This window comes from Duganella sp. GW821-FHT01E12 (genome assembly GCF_059422325.1).
The window spans coordinates 999,951-1,018,129 of the sequence record NZ_JBWKWR010000001.1 but is presented as its reverse complement, the minus strand read 5'-3'; the positions used below and the strand labels follow the sequence as shown (position 1 = coordinate 1,018,129).

Genomic DNA, 18,179 nt, shown 5'->3' with positions numbered 1-18,179 from the left:
GCATTATACAAGACGCTACTGCGCCGGCAGGTGGCGCCACTCCAGTCCCAGCGCGGCCCGCTTGGGGAAGCCCTTCCACAGGCCGGGATCGGGCTTGATGGTGCCGTCCGCGCCCAGCGGCGGCAGGTCCAGGTAGGGCTGGAACGGCTGCTGCTTGAGGTGGATGCCGAGGAAGGCCGTGACGAAATGCTGGTTGATGTTGTTGATGCGGCGGCTGTCCCACACCGGCTCGGCATAGGACATGAAGTCGTCGAAATTGCCCAGCATGGCCGGCGACGGCGGGTTGGGCGCCGAGTTGTGGCGGCCGCCCTGGTAGGTCAGCAGGTAGCGGTCGGCGTGGATGGCGCCGTCGAACAGGCGCAGCACGCCGTCATGGTAGCCGGCCACGTCGTCCTGGTCGCCGCTGACGAACAGCATGGGCGTGCGCACGCCGGCCAGGCCGGCCGGCTCCCACACCTTGTGCGCGCCGCCCCACGGCGCGAACGCCACCACCGCCTTGATGCGCGGATCGCGCCGCGCCTCGTACTGCGCGTTGCCCTGCTGGTTGACGGCCAGCTTGCCGCCGGGGACGAACGCCACCGCCGCCGGGCCGACGCCGGCGCCCACCGTGTTGAGCGCGCCGTAGCCGCCCATCGAGTAGCCGACCAGGGCGGTGCTGTCGGCGTCGACCAGGCCGGACAGGAAGTGGCCGCTGCCCGGCTTGCCCCACGCGGCCACGGTTTGCAGCACGAACAGGTCGTCCTGGGCGCGGTTCAGCAGCGTGCTGGCGAAGCCGGCCTTGTCGGCGCGGGTCGATTCGGGATGGTCGATCGCCACCACGATGTAGCCTTTGGAGGCGAGGTTCTCGGTCAGGTAGCTCATCTGCATGCGCGAGCCGGGATAGCCGTGCGAGACGATCACCAGCGGATAGCCGCCAGCCGGCGCGGTGGCGGCCGGGGCCTGCGGGGCGGCGTCGCGCGCGGCGCGGCCGTTGAAGGTGAACGGGGTGTTGGGGCGGGCCGGGTCGTTCGGGCCGGAGCCGAGCACATCGGTATAAACCGTATGTTCTTTTTGGCCGGGCTGGAGCTGGGCCGGATACCAGATTTCGAGCGTCAGCTTGCGGCTGTAGCGCGGGTTGGGATTGGTGTCGCTGTAGTGCAGGATGTCGAGCTGGTCCGCATGCTCGGCCGTCAGCGTGCGCACGCCGACCGGCAGCTGGCCGCGCGCAGCCAGTTCCGGCGCATCGGGCCGCGCATCGCCGAAGTATTCCTGGGCGCTTAAAGGCGCGGCGACCAAGGCCAGCGCCAGCATCAACCCTTTGCAAACATCCCTCATGCCAACTCCCATCAAACGAAACCGCCAACTATCGCACGGCGCTGTGACAGCTTGATGAAATCCGTTTGATTTAGCCGAAACCGCAGCCAACTGGACGGGCTAATCTGGCTGGAGCCATCAGAGGTCCCATCATGTCTCCAACCATCTATCTCGATACGTCCGTCATTCTGCACTTGACCGATCCGCCAAGTCCCAATCCGGTCACCCGTGCCTGCCAGCAGTTGACGCAGCTCTGGTGGCATACCCGCCGCGTGCCGGGCACGACTTATGTCTCCGATCAGGTCGCCGATGAATTGGAACAAGGCGATCCGCTACGACTAGCGATGCGCTTAAAAACAATTGCGCCTTTGATCCGTCTGCGCGACAGCGCTCAGATTAAGAGCCTCGCTGAACTTCTGATTTTGGGCGGTGGTCTAAAGGCTGTGGCGGGCGGCCCCTCTCAGCACATCGCTTACGCCGCGCACAACCGCAATGATATTTTACTTACCTGGAATTGCCAGGACATTGCTAACGCGACCAAGCTGCCGCTGCTTCGCTTTCTGATGGTGGCAAACGACTTGATCCTGCCAGAACTTGTAACGCCTTTTGAGCTAATGGAGAACAGTCATGAAAATTTATGGCAAGGAGATCCCGGCCGATTTGGAATTTCCTGAACTGGATAAGCAAACCAAATCGGAAATAGACGAGCTACATGCGCAAATGCTGCGCGATGAGCAAAGACGGGCGGAATTCAGGGAGCGTCACAGGGATTGGTGCAGCCAGTCTTTGACATCGGAAGAAGTGTGGCAGCATATGCATCCGGGCGCCGGGCCACGGCCCGCACCCAGTGTGAACGTGGATGCACTCAGGAAGTTCTCACCACGCCTGCGCGCCATCTTTGCCTACATCTATCGCGAAGAGATCACTGACTGACTCAATGCTTGTGGCCGCAGCCCTTGTGGTTCTGCGCACCCGGGCCGGTCAGCGTGACGCCAGTTTCGCGGCCGCTGTCGCCTTCGAAGCCTGATGCGTGCAGGCGGTCCATGTAGTTGGCCCACAAGGCGTCTTTCTCGTTGCCCAGCTTGTACAAGTAGTCCCAGGTGTACAAGCCCGTGTTGTGGCCGTCCGTGAAGGTCGGCTGTACCGCGTAGTTGCCCACAGGGTCCATCGCAGCGATGCCCACTTCGCGCTTGCCCACTTGCAGCACCTCCTGCCCTTCCCCGTGGCCCTTCACCTCGGCCGACGGCGAATACACGCGCAGCAGTTCGAACGGAATCGAGAACGAGGCGCCGTCGTCGAATTCGATGTCCAGCACTTTGGATTTGTTGTGGACGGTCAGGCCGGTCGGTTGCTTGCTCATGATTTATGCTTTCAAACGTTCGATGATCGCGGCGTGCAGGGCCGGCAGTAGCGCGCGGCGCGCGGCCAGCACTTCCGGCGCCGACGCGCGCTGTGCGACAGCCCAGGTCGGATTCGGGAAGTGCGCGTCGTCCACGTAGCGCGGTATCACATGCCAGTGCACATGCGGCGTCATATTGCCAAAGCTGGCCAGGTTGATCTTTTCAGGCGCCATCACCGCGCGCTGTGCGGACTCGACCGCCCACACCACCTCCATCACGCGGCCGCGTTCAGCCGGCGACAGGTCGGTCATTTCCTTGACGTGGGCGTTCCACACCACGCGGGTGAAGCCCGGATACTCGGCCTCGTCCACGGCGACCACCGACAGCTGATGATCGCCCCAGACCAGCGCCGCGCCCGGCGCCGCCAGCAGCTTGCACAGGTCGCAGGCCATTACACCAGCACCCGCTCGATGCCGCCGTCGTTGGCGCGCTTGACGTAGTCGGCCATCCAGTTCTCGCCCAGCAGGTGCTTGGCGATCTCGACCACGATGTAGTCCGCCGTCGTGCCCGCGTCCTCGCCGTAGCGCGACACACCGCCCAGGCAGGCCGGGCAGCTAGTCAGAATCTTCACCTCGCCGTCGAAGCCGTCGGCGCGCAGCTTGTCCGCGCCCTTGATGACTTCCTCTTCCTTGCGGAAGCGCACCTGCGTCGAGATGTCGGGACGCGCGATCATCAGCGTGCCCGAATCGCCGCAGCAGCGATCGTTCTTCTCGATCTTGACGTTGTCGTGCGTCTGGATCAGCGAGTTGACGGTCTTGGTAGCCTCCTGCATCTTCATCGGCGTGTGGCAAGGCTCGTGGTACATATAGCGCGTGCCGGTCACGCCTTCCAGCTTGACCTGCTTCTCCATCAGGTACTCATGGATGTCCATGATGCGGCAGCCGGGGAAGATCTTGTCGAACTCGTAGGTCGCCAGCTGGTCGTAGCAGGTGCCGCACGAGACCAGCACGGTCTTGATGTCCAGATAGTTGAGCGTGTTGGCCATGCGGTGGAACAGCACGCGGTTATCGGTCATCATCTTCTCGGCCTTGTCGTACTCGCCCGAGCCGCGCTGCGGATAGCCGCAGCACAGGTAGCCCGGCGGCAGCACGGTCTGCACGCCCACTTCCCACAGCATGGCCTGCGTGGCCAGGCCCACCTGCGAGAACAGGCGTTCCGAGCCGCAGCCCGGGAAGTAGAACACCGCTTCCGTATCGGCGTTGGTGGCCTTGGGATTGCGGATGATAGGAATGACCTTGTCGTCCTCGATGTCCAACAGGGCGCGCGCCGTCTTCTTCGGCAGGCCGCCCGGCATCTTCTTGTTGATGAAGTGGATCACCTGCTCGCGCACCTTGGGCTTGCCCACGCTCGGCGGCGGCGCCTTGGTCTGCTTCTTGGCGAACTTCTTCAGCAAGTCGTTGCCCAGGCGCTGGGCCTTGTAGCCAATGCCGACCATCGCCGCGCGGGTAGCGTTGATGGTGGCCGGATCGGTGGCGTTGAGGAAGAACATCGCCGCCGACTTGCCGGGATTGAAGCTCTTCTTGTCCATCTTGCGCAGCAGGTTGCGCATGTTCATCGACACGTCGCCGAAGTCGATGTTGACCGGACATGGGGTCACGCATTTATGGCAGATCGTGCAGTGGTCGGCCACGTCCTCGAATTCTTCCCAGTGCTTGATCGAGATGCCGCGGCGGGTCTGCTCTTCGTACAGGAAGGCTTCGATCAGCGACGAGGTCGCCAGGATCTTGTCGCGCGGCGAGTACAGCAGGTTGGCGCGCGGAACGTGGGTCGAGCACACGGGCTTGCACTTGCCGCAGCGCAGGCAGTCCTTGACGCTGTTGGCGATCTCGCCGATATCGCTTTGCTGCATGATCAGCGACTCGTGGCCCATCAGGCCGAACGACGGCGTGTAGGCGTTGGACAAGTCGGCTTCCATGCCGGCCAGGTTCAGCAGCTTGCCCTTGTTGAAGCGGCCTTCCGGGTCGACGCGCAGCTTGTAGTCGCGGAACGGGCCGATCTCTTCCTCGGTCAGGAACTCCAGCTTGGTGATGCCGATGCCGTGCTCGCCCGAGATCACGCCGTTGAGCGAACGCGCCAAGGTCATGATGCGGGCGACGGCCTGGTGCGCCAGTTGCAGCATCTCGTAGTGGTCCGAATTGACCGGCAGGTTGGTGTGGACGTTGCCGTCGCCGGCGTGCATGTGCAGCGCCACGAACACGCGGCCGCGCAGCACGCGCTTGTGGATGGCGGTCGCCTCGTCCAGGATCAGCTTGTAGGCTGCGCCGTTGAAGATCTGGCGCAGCTGGGCGCGGATTTCCTGCTTCCACGTGACGCGGATGGTGCGGTCCTGCACCACGTCGAACAAGGTCGCGTCCGGCTGGGTCTTCAGGCGCTCCTCGAACACCGGCAACAGGCGGTCCAGGCCCAGCTCGGCCAGTTGCGCGGTGACGGCAGTCAGCGGCTTGTCGAGCTCGGCCAGCAGGAAGGTCCAGCGCGCCTTCACCTGGGTCAGCAAGGCTTGCGCCTGCTGCTCGCGGTCGCCCAGCATTTCAGCGTCGCCGACGGCGTCGTCTGCGTCGTCGCTCTTGCCGATCGGCAGATTGCCGGCGGCGAAGAACTGCTGCAGCTCGTCGGTCAGCTGCAGCTTGTTCTTGATCGACAGTTCGATGTTGATGCGCTCGATGCCGTCGGTGTACTCGCCCATGCGGTTGAGCGGGATCACCACGTCCTCGTTGATCTTGAAGGCGTTGGTGTGCTTGGCGATGGCGGCGGTGCGGGCGCGGTCCAGCCAGAATTTCTTGCGCGCTTCCGGGCTGACGGCCACGAAGCCTTCACCCACGCGGGTGTTGGCGATGCGCACCACCTCGGAGGCGGCCATGGCGACGGCGTTCTCATCGTCGCCGACGATGTCGCCGAACAGCGCCATCTTCGGCAGCACGCCGCGCTTGGACTTGGTGGCGTAGCCGACCGCGCGCAGGTAGCGCTCGTCCAGATGCTCCAGGCCGGCCAGGCGCAGCGTGCTGAACTGCTCGCCCTTGGCCGGCAGGCCGTCCAGGTAGTCCTTGATCTCGACGATCGATGGAATCGCGTCGCGCGCCTGGCCGAAGAACTCCAGGCAAACGGTGCGAGCGAACTTCGGCATCTTGTGCAGGATCCAGCGGCCCGAGGTGATCAGGCCGTCGCAGCCCTCCTTCTGGATGCCCGGCAGGCCGGCCAGGAATTTGTCGGTGACGTCCTTGCCCAGGCCTTCCTTGCGGAACTTGCGGCCTTCGATTTCCAGCAGCTCGGTCTTGAACGGCTCGCCTTTCGACTCGCCGCGCGCGGTCGGATGGGTCCACTCCAGCTTGAAGCGGGCCAGCGGCGTGTCGTGGATCTTCGACAGGTTGTGGTCGAGGCGGGTCACTTCCAGCCAGTCGCCGTTCGGGTCGACCATGCGCCACGAGGCCAGGTTGTCCAGCGCCGTGCCCCACAGCACGGCCTTCTTGCCGCCCGCGTTCATCGCGATGTTGCCGCCGATGCAGGAGGCGTGAGCCGAGGTCGGATCGACCGCGAACACGAAGCCGGCCTTCTCGGCAGCCTCGGACACCTTGTTGGTGATGACGCCGGCGCCGGTGTGGATGGTCGCGTATTCGCGGTCCAGGCCGGGCAGCACCTTCATTTCCACCGGGCCCATGTTAAGCAGCTTCTCGGTGTTGATCACGGCCGACATCGGCGTCAGCGGGATCGCGCCGCCGGTGTAGCCGGTGCCGCCGCCGCGCGGGATGATGGTCAGCCCCAGCTCGATGCAGCCCTTGACCAGGCCGGCCATTTCTTCCTCGCTGTCCGGGGTCAGCACCACGAACGGGTACTCGACGCGCCAGTCGGTGGCGTCGGTCACGTGCGAGATCCGCTTCATGCCGTCGAAGCAGATGTTGTGCTTGTCGGTGTAGCGGCCCAGCACCTTGTAGGTGCGCTTGCGCAGATCGTAGACCTGCTTGAATTCCTCGCCGAAGTCGGCCACGGCCTTGCCGGCGGCGCGCAGCAGCTTGGCGACGTTGGTGCTGCGCTCGCGCGCGGCCTCATCGCCGGTGTCGTCGACCGTCAGGCGGCGCTTGTCCACCTCGGCCAGACGGTGATGCAGCGCGTCGATCAATTCCTGGCGGCGCTTGGGGTTGTCCAGCATGTCGTCCTGCAGGTAGGGATTGCGGCGGACGGCCCAGATATCGCCCAGCACCTCGTACAGCATGCGCGCCGAACGGCCGGTCTGGCGGGCGCCGCGCAAGGCATCCAGCAAGCTCCACGACTCCTCGCCCAGCAGCCGGATGACGATCTCGCGATCGGAAAACGACGTGTAGTTGTAAGGAATTTCACGAAGGCGCGTGGCCTCGGGACCGTGGGGCGTTTCCGCCAGCAAAGCTTGGATTTGTGCAGGGGCATTCATTGTGAGATTGGACTTGTAGACTGAACCCGGGAGGGTCATTTTAGCGTATTGCGGCGCACCACGCCGGAACAGCCTTAGACGGCCAAGGGGCTATCGAGCTGTCGACAACCCACCAAAAATTTGCAAATTCCGGATTTTCTTGGCAATAACGGATAAATAGCCGGTATAAAACTGAACGAAATTCACACGCCGAGGCTTATGGCAATATGATAGCTTGCACCAAATTAGCCGAGCAATTGGCCGATCCGGTGCCAAACCCCGTCCGGCACGTACAACAGCAGCGAGGTCATGGTCAGGTAGCGCAGCAGTTTCCCGACCGCCATGTAGGCGATGCTGGGCCAAAACGGCAGCTTGAGCCAGCCGCCCAGCGTGCACAGCGGATCGCCGATACCGGGCAGCCAGGCCAGCAGCATGGTCTTGGCGCCGTAGCGTTCCAGCCAGTGGAACCAGCGGCTCTTGCGTTCCCTGGCGAAGGATTGCTTGGCCTGGTAGCCCATCCAGTAATCGATGGCGCCGCCCAGCGTGTTGCCGATGGTGGCGACGCCGATCACGCTCCAGAACATGGCCGGGTTGGCCTTGACGACGGCAAACACCGCCGGTTCCGATCCCAGCGGGACCAAGGTGGCCGAGACCAGGCTGATGATGAAGACCGATGTCAGGCCCACTTCCGGCGCCGCCAACAGGTGCAGCAGCCAGGCGATTGCAGATTCGATCATCGGTTTCTTTGAGCGGAAGGAAAGGTGTCCATTATAATGAGTCGCACACCGCATGATTGAACAGTCCGGTCGCCCGCCCATCCGCGCGCGGCCCGCGCCCCTGCTTCACCCGGTCACACGCCGGATAGTTAGCACTGAATGAGCAAAGCTTGTGGGGTCAAGTCTGACATTCGGACACGGGCTCTTCCGTAACGTTCCCGTTACAGAAGAGCCCGTGTCCGAATGTCAGACTTGACCCCAGCCCCCGGAATGACTACGTTTGCAGACCATGACTATCGACTATCTGAAGAAAATCCTGACCGCGCGCGTCTATGACGTCGCTACTGAAACCCCGCTGGAACTCGCGCCGACGCTGTCGCAGCGCTTCGAGAACCGAATTTACTTCAAGCGCGAGGACATGCAGAGCGTGTTCAGCTTCAAGATCCGCGGCGCCTACAACAAGATGGCCCACCTGAGCGAGGCCCAGCGCAAGCGCGGCGTGATCTGCGCTTCGGCCGGCAACCACGCCCAGGGCGTGGCGCTGTCGGCGGCCCGCATGGGCTGCCGCGCGGTCATCGTGATGCCCACCACCACCCCGCAGGTGAAGGTGGAGGCGGTCAAGGCGCGCGGCGGCGCCGATGTCGAGGTGGTGCTGCACGGCGAGTCCTATACCGATGCCTACAACCACGCGCTGCTGCTGGAGCAGGAACAGAAACTGACCTTCGTCCATCCGTTCGACGATCCCGATGTGATCGCCGGCCAGGGCACCATCGGCATGGAAATCCTGCGCCAGCATTCCGGCCCCATCCACGCGATCTTCGTGCCGATCGGCGGCGGCGGCCTGATCTCGGGCATCGCCGCCTACGTCAAGCAGATCCGCCCGGACATCAAGATCATCGGCGTGCAGAGCCTGGACTCCGACGCCATGGCGCGCAGCGTCAAGGCCGGCGAGCGCGTGACGCTGGCCGACGTCGGCCTGTTCGCCGACGGCACGGCGGTGCGCCTGGCCGGCGAGGAAACCTTCCGCCTGGTGCAGCAGTATGTGGACGACATCATCCTGGTCGACACCGACGCCATCAGCGCGGCCATCAAGGATGTGTTCAGCGACACCCGCTCCATCCTGGAGCCGTCCGGCGCGCTGGCCATCGCCGGCGCCAAGGCCTATGTCGAGCGCGCTGCGCTGACCAAGGATCCGGTCAAGAACGAGACGCTGATCACCATCGCCAGCGGCGCCAATATGAACTTCGACCGCCTGCGCTTCGTGGCCGAGCGCGCCGAGCTGGGAGAGGCGCGCGAGGCGGTGTTCGCCGTCACGCTGCCGGAACAGCGCGGCAGCTTCAAGCGCTTCTGCGCGCTGGTCGGCCCGCGCAACGTCACCGAGTTCAACTACCGCATCAGCGACAAGGACGAGGCCCATGTGTTCTGCGGCGTGCAGATCGCCGACCGCGGCGAGTCGGGCGCGCTGGCGCGCACCTTCGAACAGCACGATTTCAAGACGCTGGACCTGACCCACGACGAGCTGGCCAAGGCCCACATCCGCCATCTGGTGGGCGGCAAGAGCGCGCTGGCCAAGGACGAGTTGCTGTATCGTTTCGAATTCCCCGAGCGTCCGGGCGCGCTGATGCGCTTCCTCAATTCGATGGCGCCGAACTGGAACATCTCGCTGTGCCACTACCGCAGCCAGGGCGGCGACGTCGGCCGCATCCTGATCGGCCTGCAGGTGCCGCCGGAGGAAATGGACCAGTTCGCGCAATTCCTCACCACGCTGGGCTACCGCTACTGGGACGAGAGCGCCAATCCCGTGTACAAGCTGTTCCTGGGCTAAGCGCAGCACGACGGCATGGTTTGCGCTACCATGCCGTCCTTCACCGAATCACACAGACCGCCATGACCAACACCGTCGACTTGTCCCCGCTGGGAAAAACCTCCGCCTACCGCACCGACTACGCGCCGGAGCTGCTGTTCCCGATCGCGCGCCAGGGCAAGCGCGACGAACTGGGCCTGACCGGCACCCTGCCCTTCTTCGGCGTCGACATCTGGAACGCCTACGAAATCTCGTGGCTCAACGCGCGCGGCAAGCCGCAGGTGGCGATCGCCCGCATCACGGTGCCGGCCGATTCGCCCAACATCATCGAGTCGAAGTCCTTCAAGCTGTATCTGAACTCCTTCAACCAAACCCGCCTCGACAGCGTGGTCGCGCTGAAGAGCCTGCTGCAGCAGGATTTGTCGAACGGCTTCGGCGCCACCGTCCACCTGTCGCTGACCCAGCCGGAGGAATTCGGCATGGTGGAGATGGGCGAGCTCGACGGCCTGCTGCTGGACCGGCTGGACATCGACGTCGACCACTACAGCCCGGCGCCCGAGCTGCTCAAGGCGGCGCTGGACGAGGAGCCGGTCGAGGAGAAGCTGATCTCGCACCTGCTCAAGTCGAACTGCCTGGTCACCGGCCAGCCGGACTGGGCCAGCGTGCAGATCCACTACGCCGGCCCGCAGATCGACCAGGAAAGCCTGCTGCGCTACCTGATCGGCTTCCGCGAGCACAACGAGTTCCACGAGCAGTGCGTCGAGCGCATCTTCACCGACATCCTGCGCCAGTGCCAGCCCCAGCAGCTGTCGGTGTACGCCCGCTACACGCGGCGCGGCGGGCTCGACATCAACCCCTGGCGCAGCAACTTCAGCAGCGCCCAGAAGCCGTCCAATCTTCGTGGCGCACGTCAATAGGTCTGGCACTTTTTCCAATCAAACCGGAAAAATCAGGCGTATGATATACAGATGGCGTCCGGTCTGGCGCCATACGGCCACACCGGCCTGAAAACGCGCAAATAATCGGAAATTCGCCCCAGACCCTGGCGAAAAACCGGCGTTTTCCGTGATTTCTATTCAGAAATAGCGATTCCTTTCTTTGCTGCAAATACAGCCCAGCCCGCGCGCCGGCTGGCTGACATAAACACAACGACCGGCGCGAGCGATTTCATGTTACATGGCGCAGAAACAAGCCTATAATTCTGCTCGCATGCCACCTTTGTGCGTTGCAACATTTTATGTCGCGTTATGAATAACCTTAGCAAAATACTCTCACTGGAAAACGTGCAGCTCGATCTGGAAGTGTCCAGCAAGAAGCGCGCTTTCGAGCAGGCCGGCCTGATCTTCGAAAACAACTGCGGCATCGCCCGCTCCACCGTGTCGGACAACCTGTTCGCGCGCGAGCGCCTGGGTTCGACCGGACTGGGCCATGGCGTCGCCGTGCCGCACGGCCGCATCAAGGGCATGAAGAGCCTGAAGACGCCGCTGGCCGCCTTCGTGCGCCTGGCCGAGCCGATTCCGTTCGAATCGCCCGACGGCAAGCCGGTCAACCTGCTGTTCTTCCTGCTGATCCCGGACCACGTCACCCAGCAGCACCTGGAGATCCTGTCCGAGATCGCCGAGATGTTCTCCGACGACGCCTTCCGCACCGCGCTGAGCACGGATGCCGATCCGAAATCGGTGCATGCGCGCATCATCAACTGGGTGCCCAGCCTGCAAGCGGCAGGTTGAGATTTTCTTGGTCGTCAGACAATAGGTTAAACTAAGCTCCAGTTCATCCTCCTGTAAAGACGACCCATGCTGCAAACTCCGCTGACGATACAACGCCTCTACGACGACAATCGCGAAAGTTTGCAGCTAGGCTGGTTCGCCGGCTTCCCCGGCGGCGAACGCCTGATCTCCGGCGACGTGGCCTCGGCCGCCGATCAGGTCGGCCACCTGAACACCATCCACCCGGGCCGCATCCAGGTCTTCGGGCACCAGGAAATCAACTACTACCAGCGCCTGAAGTCGCTCACGCGCGCCCACGTCATCGGCGAGCTGATCGCCGGCGGCCCGCCGGCGCTGATCATCGCCCAGGGGCTGGAGACGCCGCCCGACATCCTCGCCATCTGCGACGAGAAAAACATCCCGCTGTTCTCCACGCCGCTGCCGGCCGCGCAGGTGATCGACTTCCTGCGCGTCTACCTGTCCAAGAAGCTGGCCCAGCGCATCATCATGCACGGCGTGTTCATGGACGTGCTGGGCGTGGGCGTGCTGATCACCGGCGACTCAGGCCTGGGCAAGAGCGAGCTGGGCCTGGAGCTGATCTCGCGTTCGCACGGCCTGGTGGCCGACGACGCGGTGGAGTTTTCGCGCATCGCGCCCAACATGATCGAGGGCCGCTGCCCGGCGCTGCTGCAGAACCTGCTGGAGGTGCGCGGGCTGGGGCTGCTGGACATCAAGGCCATCTTCGGCGAGACCGCCGTGCGCCGCAAGATGCGGCTGAAGCTGATCGTGCACCTGGTGCGGCGCGGCGCGGCCGACGAGGAGGTGGAGCGCCTGCCGTTCCAGTTCCCGACCGAGGACGTGCTGGGCCTGCCGATCCGCAAGGTGGTGATCCCGGTGGCGGCCGGCCGCAACATCGCGGTGCTGCTGGAGGCCGCCGTGCGCAACACCATCCTGCAACTGCGCGGCATCGACACGCTGCAGGAGTTCATGGAACGGCAACGGCAGGCCATGAGCGGCGATTGATGGCGCCAAGGAGCCTGCCCATGCATGGGCAGGCCGTTCCGCAGGCTCGGGGCGATGCCCCGCGAATTCCCTGCTCCACCGCCAGCGACAAGCGATGAGCGGCGACTAAGCCCCATGGCTTTTTCGCATCATTGCGAAAACTAAAAGCGCTCAGGATGGGCAAGCTTCGCCGGCCTGCGGTATCATCCCGGGCTATGCGCATCGTACTCATTACCGGTATTTCCGGCTCCGGCAAGTCCGTCGCCCTGAACGTCCTGGAGGACACGGGACACTATTGCGTCGACAACCTGCCGCCCGCCCTGCTCGCCAGCCTGGTGGACACCCTGGTCGAGGACGGCCTGGAGGCGCTGGCCGTGGCGGTCGATGCGCGCAGCGCCCAATCGCTGGCCACGCTGCCGGCCGCCGTCGAACGCCTGCGCGCACAGGGCCACGACGTCAAGGTCATGTTCCTTACCGCGAACACGCATTCGCTGGTGGCGCGCTTTTCGGAAACGCGGCGCAGCCATCCGCTGTCGCACGAGCTGCGGCCGGGGCAGAACCCGGCGGCGCGCCGCACGCTGATCGAGTGCATCTCGGAAGAGCGCGAGCGGCTCTCGGCCATCGAGCAGCTGGGCCATGTGATCGACACCTCGGAGCTGAGCGCCAACAAACTGCGCGCCTGGGTCAAGGACCTGGTGGCGATCGAGCGCGCGCCGCTGATCCTGTTCTTTGAATCGTTCGCCTTCAAGCTGGGCGTGCCGCTGGACGCGGACTTCGTGTTCGACGTGCGGGCGCTGCCCAACCCCTACTACGACCTGACCCTGCGCCCGCTGACCGGGCGCGACGCGCCGGTGATCGAGTTCCTCAACGCCCAGCCAAGCGCGCTGGACCTGATGAACGACATCCGCGTGTTCATCGAAAAATGGCTGCCGTCCTTCAAGACCGACAACCGCAGCTACCTGACGGTGGCGGTGGGCTGCACCGGCGGCCAGCACCGCTCGGTCTACATGGCCGAGCAGCTGGCGGCCTACTTCCAGCAATCCGAACGCGTCATCCTGCGCCACCGCGAGCAGTAGTCCTGGTCATCGGCTCCAGTGCACCACTTCGATGGTGTGGCCGTCCGGGTCTTTGATCATGGTGCCGAAATAGCGCTCGTTGATGTCCGGCCTCGGGCCGGGCTCGCGCAGTGCGGTCGCGCCCGATCCCATCGCCGCGTCGAAGAATTCCCGCGCAGCCTGCTGGCTGGGCGCCGTGACCGCGACATGGCTGCGGTCGCCGGCCAGCGCGCCCTCGCCTGCCGACGGGTACAGGCAGAAACTCCAGACGCCGTCTGCGCCGTAGATCACCTGCGTGGCGTCGCTGTGCTGCAAGGTATAGCCCAGCGGCGCGAAGCAGGCTGTATAGAAATCCGTGGCGCGCGGGAGTGCGCGGGTGCCGATGGAAACATGGTCGATCATGATGCGGTCCTCCTGAATTGGGAAGGCCCATCATACCCAGCGGCCGTGAGACAAAATTGCAAAATCGCCCGCTCCGGTGCAAGAATTATTCTATCTTCACAAAGGCACTTTGGTCTCGAACTTGGCGCAGTTCATGGCCAGCAAACTCTTGTAGTTGCTGACGTTGTTATTCGACGTGAACACGCGCCGTGTGAACGCCTGGAACGCTTCCATCGACACCGCCGTCACCACCAGCATGAAGTCGAACTCGCCCGCCACCTCGTAGCAGGCCATGACGTCGGCCTCCTCGCGCATCAGCGATTCGAACATCTTCAGCAGCGAGGTGTTCTGCTGCTCCAGCTGCACCGTGACGAAGGCGGTCAGCGGACGGCCGGCGCGCACGCGGTCCACCAGCGCCACCTCCTTGACCAGCACGCCGCTGGCGCGCAGCTGGGCGATGCGGCGCTGGCAGGTGGCGGCGGACGCGTGCACCTGCTCGGCGATGCGCCGCAGCGGGATCGCCGCATCCTCCTGCAGCAGGTTCAATATCTGGATATCGAGTCGGTCCAGTTCGACGGTCATCGGCGCTCAGTCCAGGTGGCGCAGCGGGTGGGCGTAGTCGGGCCACACCGGCTCGAAGAAACGCCGCACCATGGCGGCGTCCACCTCGTCCAGCGACGCCGGCTTCCACTGCGGCGCGTTGTCCTTGTCGATGACCAGCGCGCGCACGCCTTCGATCACTTCGCCGTCCTCGAAGTTGTGGCGCACCAGCGTGCGCTCCATGCGCAGACAGCCGGCGACGTCCAGCGCGGCGCCGCGCTCGATGAGCTCGTGGGTCACGCACATCATCAGCGGCGAGCGCGTGGCCATCACCTGCAGCGTTTTTTGCGCGAAGGCGCTGTCGTCCGTCTTGAGCGAGGCGACGATGGCCGGCACCGAGCCGGCGCCGAAGTGGCGGTCGATGGCGGCGCGTTCGGCGGCCAGCTTGCTGTCGCCCGCCGCGTCCTTGAACGGCGCGGCGAAGGCGGCGATGGCGGCCCGCAAGCCGGCGCCCGGCGTCGCGTCAAGCAGGGCCGACAGCGCCGCCATCTCACTGCCCGGCACGAAGTGGTCGGCCAGGCCCGCGTGCAGCGCGTCGGCCGCGCCGATGGTCACGCCGGTCACGCCCAGATAGCAGCCCAGCTTGCCCGGCGCGCGCGACAGGAAGTAGCTGCCGCCCACGTCCGGGAACAGGCCGATGTTCACTTCCGGCATGGCCATCTTGGTCCGCTCGGTGACGATGCGCACGCGGCAATCGGGGCCGCCCTGCGCCACGCCCATGCCGCCGCCCATGACCACGCCGTCCATCAGCGCGATGTAGGGCTTGGGATAAAAATGGATCAGGTGGTTGAGCGCGTACTCCTCGGTGAAGAAATCCTCCACCAGCGCGCTGCCGCCCTGCGGCGTGGCGCGGCCGGCGTCGTAGAAGAAGCGGATGTCGCCGCCGGCGCAGAAGGCCTTCTCGCTGCTGCTGCGGATGACGACGGCCGCGATGCCGCTGTCGTCGCGCCACGCCATCAGCGCCTGCGTGATATCGCGCACCATCGCCAGCGATAAAGAGTTCAAGGCCTTGGGCCGGTCCAGCGTGATGTAGCCGGTTCCGTTGCTGACGCTGGTGTGGACGTATTCGCTCATGAGGTCGCAGGATAGTGGTGAAAACCCTATTCTATGCGGGCGCAAAAAAGGGCGCCAGTGCGCCCTTAGTTTGATGGTGCCGAGGCCGTTGTTATAGGGCGGCGGCAGCGGGTTCGTAGCTATCCGGGAGATGCTTGATCGCATCGTGGCCGTGCTCTTGGACCTTGGCTTTGTACTTCATGACCTGCCGATCCAGCTTGTCGACCAAGGTGTCGATGGCGGCGTACAGGTCCTGGGACAGGCTTTCCACGTAGACGGTCTTGCCCGACATGCGCAGGTTGATTTCAGCCTTCTGGCGTTTCTCTTTCTCTTTAAGGTTATCTACAGTCAGGATGACAGCAATATCAATCACTTGATCAAAGTGGCGGGTGACGCGTTCCAGCTTGCTCTGCACGTATTCACGGATGGCCGAGGTCACTTCGAGATGATGTCCACTGATGGTGAGATTCATACACACTCCTAAAGATGATGTCGCTTCTTACGGTTAGTGCGGGGCCCATTGCTACCGGGCGCGCAGGAACCAAGGAACTACAAAGACTTGCGGAGACTGACTGGCGGGATCTTCAACGCTTCGCGATATTTGGCAACAGTTCGTCGCGCAATCACCATGCCTTGTTCTCCCAGCATGTCCGCAATCTTACTGTCGGATAAAGGATTTTTCGGGTCTTCTGCTCCTGTCAATTGCACAATGAGTGCGCGTATCGCCGTCGAACTTGCTTCCCCCCCCGCTTCGGTGGCGACATGGCTACCAAAGAAATATTTCAACTCAAACATGCCATGCGGGGTCAGCATATATTTTTGAGTTGTTACGCGAGAAATAGTGCTCTCGTGTAGACCCAGTGTATCAGCAATTTCGCGAAGCACAAGGGGGCGCATGGCAACCGCGCCATGGGAGAAAAAGTTCTTTTGTCGTTCTACTATCGCTTGTGCGACGCGCAAAATCGTGTCGAAACGCTGGCGCATATTCTTGATCAGCCACTTCGCTTCCTGCAGCTGCGCGCCCATCGCGCCCTCGCCTTTTCCCTGCTTGAGCAGGTTGGCGTACATGGCGTTCACGCGCAGGCGCGGCATGACGTCGTTGTTGAGGCTGACCTGCCAGCCGTTGCGCGCTTTTTTGACGATCACGTCCGGCACCACGTAGTCCGACACGTCCGACGCGAACGCCGAGCCCGGATGCGGATTACACTGGCGGATGACGGTTTGTGCTTCGCGCAAATCCTCGTCGTCGCACACCAACGCCTTCTTCAATTTGTTGAAGTCGCGCTGGGCGAACCAGGTCAAATGATTTTCCACGATGGCCAGCGCCATGCGCCGCGTCACCATCGGTATGCCCGGCAGGCGCTTGATCTGCAGCGCCAGGCATTCGGACGCGTTGCGCGCGCCCACGCCCATCGGGTCGAAGCTTTGCAGCAGCGACAAGGCGGTGCGCAGCTCGTCGAGGTCCACCTCCAGCTCCTCCGGCAGGCGGGCGTGGATCTCGTCCAGCGATTCCTCCAGGTAGCCGTTCTCGTCCAGCGCGTCGATGATCAGCTCGACCAGCGCGCGGTCGCGCATCTCCAGCACCGTCACGCGCATCTGCTCCATCAGGTGCTCGCGCAGCGTGCAGTGGCTGGCCTCCAGTTGCGGGCGCGAATCCTCGTCGTCGGGCGCCTTGCTGCGGCCGGCGTCGCTCCAGTCGACGTCGGCGTCGCTGCTGGTGCTTTCGGTGTCGGCGGCCGGGCCGTCGTAGTTGTCGGCGTCGGCGGCAGGGGCTTCCTGGGCGTTGGGCGGGCCTTCGGGCGGCGCGTCGCCGACCGGGGCTTGTTGGCTGATGGCGCCGTCCGACAGCAGCCGCAGCGAGCGGTCCAGCGGGTCGTCGAGGCGCTCCAGCAGCGGATTATCGGTCAGCAGCTGTTCCAGTTCCTGATGCAGCTCCAGCGTCGACAGTTGCAGCAGCCGGATCGACTGCTGCAGCTGAGGCGTCAGCGCGAGGTGCTGCGACGTGCGCAGTTGCAAAGACTGTTTCATGGGTTTTACATACGGAAGTGTTCACCCAGATACACGCGACGCACCGATTCGTTGGCGATGATGTCGTCTGGCCGGCCTGAAGCCAATACCGTGCCCTGGTTGATGATATATGCGCGGTCGCAGATGCCCAGCGTCTCGCGCACATTGTGATCGGTAATGAGGACGCCGATGCCGCGTTCCTTGAGGAAGCGCACGATGCGCTGGATCTCAATCACGGCGATCGGGTCGACCCCGGCGAATGGTTCGTCGAGCAGCACGAAGCGCGGGTTGGTCGCCAGTGCGCGCGCGATCTCCACGCGGCGGCGCTCGCCGCCCGAGAGCGACAGCGCCTGGTTCTCGCGCAGCTTTTCGATCTGCAAATCGGCCAGCAGGGTATTGAGCCGTTCATCAATGGCAGCCTTGGATAAAGGCTTGCCGTCCACTTTCTGGATTTCGAGGACGGCGCGGATATTTTCTTCCACCGTCAGCTTGCGGAACACCGACGCTTCCTGCGGCAGGTAGGACAAGCCGAGCGAGGCGCGGCGGTGGATGGGCAGCGAGGAGATGTCGGTGCCGCTGATGTCGATGCTGCCGGCGTCCGACGGCACCAGGCCGACGATCATGTAGAACGAGGTGGTCTTGCCGGCGCCGTTGGGGCCGAGCAGGCCCACCACTTCGCCGCATTCGACCTGCAGCGAGACGTCATGCACGACCTGGCGCTTGCCGTAGGTCTTTTGCAGGCCGCGTACGATCAGGGTGCTACCGCAGGATGGTTCCATGC

At 63.9% G+C, this 18,179-nt stretch carries 18 protein-coding genes; 7 read left to right on the top strand and 11 right to left on the bottom strand.

Going from position 1 to position 18,179, the window contains the following annotated elements; translation table 11 throughout:
- Nucleotides 1-15 precede the first annotated feature (15 nt).
- Nucleotides 16-1,314: an alpha/beta hydrolase family protein gene (locus AC07WS_RS04395; protein WP_494727861.1), complete on the bottom strand. Its 1,299-nt coding sequence runs from the start codon at nucleotides 1,312-1,314 to the stop codon at nucleotides 16-18.
- A 131-nt stretch (nucleotides 1,315-1,445) separates the two neighbouring features.
- On the opposite strand from AC07WS_RS04395, the gene AC07WS_RS04390 reads away from it, so the two are divergent.
- Nucleotides 1,446-1,967, top strand: a complete 522-nt coding sequence (locus AC07WS_RS04390) for a PIN domain-containing protein (RefSeq protein ID WP_494727860.1) — start codon at nucleotides 1,446-1,448, stop codon at nucleotides 1,965-1,967.
- Nucleotides 1,921-2,226, top strand: coding sequence for a hypothetical protein (locus tag AC07WS_RS04385; protein ID WP_494727859.1), 306 nt, complete (start codon nucleotides 1,921-1,923; stop codon nucleotides 2,224-2,226). The genes AC07WS_RS04390 and AC07WS_RS04385 overlap by 47 nt, the downstream gene beginning before the upstream one ends.
- Nucleotide 2,227: 1 nt before the next feature.
- On the opposite strand, the gene AC07WS_RS04380 is transcribed toward AC07WS_RS04385, so the two are convergent.
- The 4 genes from AC07WS_RS04380 to AC07WS_RS04365 form a co-directional block, all read right to left on the bottom strand.
- A complete protein-coding gene (locus AC07WS_RS04380; protein ID WP_494727858.1) occupies nucleotides 2,228-2,653 on the bottom strand; it encodes a gamma-butyrobetaine hydroxylase family protein in 426 nt (141 codons plus the stop codon).
- A gap of 3 nt (nucleotides 2,654-2,656) precedes the next feature.
- Nucleotides 2,657-3,085, bottom strand: coding sequence for an HIT family protein (locus AC07WS_RS04375; RefSeq protein WP_494727857.1), 429 nt, complete (start codon nucleotides 3,083-3,085; stop codon nucleotides 2,657-2,659).
- Nucleotides 3,085-7,092: a DUF3683 domain-containing protein gene (locus AC07WS_RS04370; RefSeq protein ID WP_494727856.1), complete on the bottom strand. Its 4,008-nt coding sequence runs from the start codon at nucleotides 7,090-7,092 to the stop codon at nucleotides 3,085-3,087. Before AC07WS_RS04370 ends, AC07WS_RS04375 begins: the two co-directional genes overlap by 1 nt.
- 224 nt (nucleotides 7,093-7,316) lie before the next feature.
- Entirely contained in the window at nucleotides 7,317-7,808 is a 492-nt protein-coding gene (locus AC07WS_RS04365; protein WP_494727855.1) for a YqaA family protein, read from the bottom strand.
- A gap of 268 nt (nucleotides 7,809-8,076) precedes the next feature.
- Here AC07WS_RS04365 and ilvA point away from each other — a divergent pair, with 268 nt between their 5' ends.
- From ilvA to rapZ, 5 genes are all read left to right on the top strand, one after another.
- On the top strand, nucleotides 8,077-9,612 hold the full coding sequence (gene ilvA, locus AC07WS_RS04360; protein WP_494727854.1) for a threonine ammonia-lyase, biosynthetic: 1,536 nt from the start codon (nucleotides 8,077-8,079) through the stop codon (nucleotides 9,610-9,612).
- Between the two features lie 62 nt (nucleotides 9,613-9,674).
- On the top strand, nucleotides 9,675-10,508 hold the full coding sequence (queF, locus tag AC07WS_RS04355; RefSeq protein ID WP_494727853.1) for an NADPH-dependent 7-cyano-7-deazaguanine reductase QueF: 834 nt from the start codon (nucleotides 9,675-9,677) through the stop codon (nucleotides 10,506-10,508).
- A 330-nt stretch (nucleotides 10,509-10,838) separates the two neighbouring features.
- A complete protein-coding gene (locus AC07WS_RS04350; RefSeq protein ID WP_161087239.1) occupies nucleotides 10,839-11,321 on the top strand; it encodes a PTS sugar transporter subunit IIA in 483 nt (160 codons plus the stop codon).
- 66 nt (nucleotides 11,322-11,387) lie between these two features.
- Nucleotides 11,388-12,323 carry an HPr(Ser) kinase/phosphatase gene (gene hprK / locus AC07WS_RS04345; RefSeq protein WP_008444515.1) on the top strand — a complete coding sequence of 312 codons (936 nt, stop codon included), beginning with the start codon at nucleotides 11,388-11,390 and terminating at the stop codon, nucleotides 12,321-12,323.
- Nucleotides 12,324-12,517: 194 nt separating this feature from the next.
- A complete protein-coding gene (gene rapZ, locus AC07WS_RS04340; RefSeq protein WP_494727852.1) occupies nucleotides 12,518-13,378 on the top strand; it encodes an RNase adapter RapZ in 861 nt (286 codons plus the stop codon).
- 6 nt (nucleotides 13,379-13,384) lie between these two features.
- On the opposite strand, the gene AC07WS_RS04335 is transcribed toward rapZ, so the two are convergent.
- The 6 genes from AC07WS_RS04335 to lptB form a co-directional block, all read right to left on the bottom strand.
- Nucleotides 13,385-13,759 carry a VOC family protein gene (locus AC07WS_RS04335; protein ID WP_494727851.1) on the bottom strand — a complete coding sequence of 125 codons (375 nt, stop codon included), beginning with the start codon at nucleotides 13,757-13,759 and terminating at the stop codon, nucleotides 13,385-13,387.
- A 96-nt stretch (nucleotides 13,760-13,855) separates the two neighbouring features.
- Nucleotides 13,856-14,320 carry an Lrp/AsnC family transcriptional regulator gene (locus AC07WS_RS04330; protein ID WP_494727850.1) on the bottom strand — a complete coding sequence of 155 codons (465 nt, stop codon included), beginning with the start codon at nucleotides 14,318-14,320 and terminating at the stop codon, nucleotides 13,856-13,858.
- A 6-nt stretch (nucleotides 14,321-14,326) separates the two neighbouring features.
- Complete coding sequence (locus tag AC07WS_RS04325) at nucleotides 14,327-15,412, bottom strand: enoyl-CoA hydratase/isomerase family protein (RefSeq protein ID WP_494727849.1); 1,086 nt, start codon at nucleotides 15,410-15,412, stop codon at nucleotides 14,327-14,329.
- Between the two features lie 91 nt (nucleotides 15,413-15,503).
- Nucleotides 15,504-15,863 carry a ribosome hibernation-promoting factor, HPF/YfiA family gene (gene hpf / locus AC07WS_RS04320; protein ID WP_117014394.1) on the bottom strand — a complete coding sequence of 120 codons (360 nt, stop codon included), beginning with the start codon at nucleotides 15,861-15,863 and terminating at the stop codon, nucleotides 15,504-15,506.
- A gap of 77 nt (nucleotides 15,864-15,940) precedes the next feature.
- On the bottom strand, nucleotides 15,941-17,419 hold the full coding sequence (locus AC07WS_RS04315) for an RNA polymerase factor sigma-54 (RefSeq protein WP_494727848.1): 1,479 nt from the start codon (nucleotides 17,417-17,419) through the stop codon (nucleotides 15,941-15,943).
- 5 nt (nucleotides 17,420-17,424) lie between these two features.
- The gene (gene lptB, locus AC07WS_RS04310) at nucleotides 17,425-18,177 is read right to left on the bottom strand and encodes an LPS export ABC transporter ATP-binding protein (protein ID WP_020704452.1); all 753 of its coding nucleotides are present in this window, start codon (nucleotides 18,175-18,177) and stop codon (nucleotides 17,425-17,427) included.
- Nucleotides 18,178-18,179: the final 2 nt, after the last annotated feature.